Source organism: Neisseria sp. P0009.S007 (assembly GCF_051962515.1).
This window is the reverse complement of sequence record NZ_JBQCVF010000353.1, coordinates 1-1,379: the sequence shown is the minus strand read 5'-3', so window position 1 is coordinate 1,379 and position 1,379 is coordinate 1. Positions and strand designations below refer to the sequence as shown.

At 51.1% G+C, this 1,379-nt stretch carries 1 protein-coding gene; it reads left to right on the top strand.

All coding sequences use genetic code 11. From position 1 onward, the window contains the following. Window positions 1-78: 78 nt before the first annotated feature. Window positions 79-1,379: ribosome biogenesis GTPase Der (der, locus tag ACTHS3_RS13210; protein ID WP_440368153.1), on the top strand; the 1,301-nt coding region annotated here is incomplete at its 3' end.

The following is a 1,379-nucleotide window of genomic DNA, read 5'->3' as shown; positions in this document are numbered from 1 at the left end:
TATCAACCGTGTTTTTAAAACACCTGCTTGTGTTCCGCTCCCGTTTTTAGGCGGCACTTGACACAGAAAGACTCAATCATGAAACCAACCATCGCACTTGTCGGCCGTCCCAATGTCGGCAAATCTACTTTATTCAACCGTTTGACGCGCACCAAAGACGCGCTCGTACATGACTTGCCAGGCCTGACCCGAGACCGACATTACGGTCATGGCAAAGTCGGCAGCAAACCTTATTTGGTCATCGATACCGGCGGTTTTGAGCCAGTTGTGGACAGTGGCATTTTGCACGAAATGGCAAAACAAACCTTGCAGGCTGTCGATGAAGCCGATGCAGTTGTGTTTTTGGTGGACGGCCGTACCGGTTTGACACCTCAAGATAAAATCATTGCCGACCGTTTGCGCCAAAGTCCGCGCCCTGTTTATTTGGCCGTGAATAAAGGTGAGGGGGGCAACAGAGCCGTGCTTGCCGCCGAGTTCTACGAACTTGCTTTGGGCGACCCTTATGTTATTTCAGGTGCACACGGCGATGGTGTGTATTATCTGATTGAAGATATTTTGGAAACCTTCCCTGAGCCTGAAAAGGAAGAGGAAGAAGCGAAACATCCTGTTTTTGCCGTTATCGGTCGTCCGAACGTCGGCAAATCTACGCTGGTTAACGCCATTCTCGGCGAAGAGCGTGTGATTGCCTTCGATATGGCAGGTACGACGCGCGACAGCATCCACATTGATTTCGAGCGCGAAGGCAAACCGTTTACCATCATCGATACCGCAGGTGTGCGCCGTCGCGGCAAAGTGGATGAAGCGGTGGAAAAATTCTCCGTTATCAAAGCCATGCAGGCGGTTGAAGCGGCAAATGTTGCTGTTTTGGTATTGGACGCGCAACAAGATATTGCCGACCAAGATGCGACGATTGCAGGTTTCGCTTTGGAAGCAGGCCGTGCCTTGGTGGTGGCGGTCAATAAATGGGACGGCATCAGCGAAGAGCGCCGCGAGCAAGTGAAACGCGATATCAACCGCAAACTGTATTTCCTTGATTTTGCTAAGTTCCACTTTATTTCTGCGTTGAAAGAGCGCGGTATAGACGGTTTGTTTGAAAGCATTCAGGCTGCCTACAATGCGGCGATGATTAAGATGCCGACACCGAAGATCACGCGTGTATTGCAAAGCGCTATCGAGCGTCAACAGCCGCCGCGTGCTGGCTTGGTGCGTCCGAAAATGCGTTATGCTCACCAAGGTGGCATGAATCCGCCGGTGATTGTGGTACACGGCAATTCGCTGCACGCCATTTCTGACAGCTATACACGCTATTTGACCCAAACGTTCCGCAAAGCCTTCAATCTGCAAGGTACGCCGCTCAGAATTCAATACAATGTTTCGGA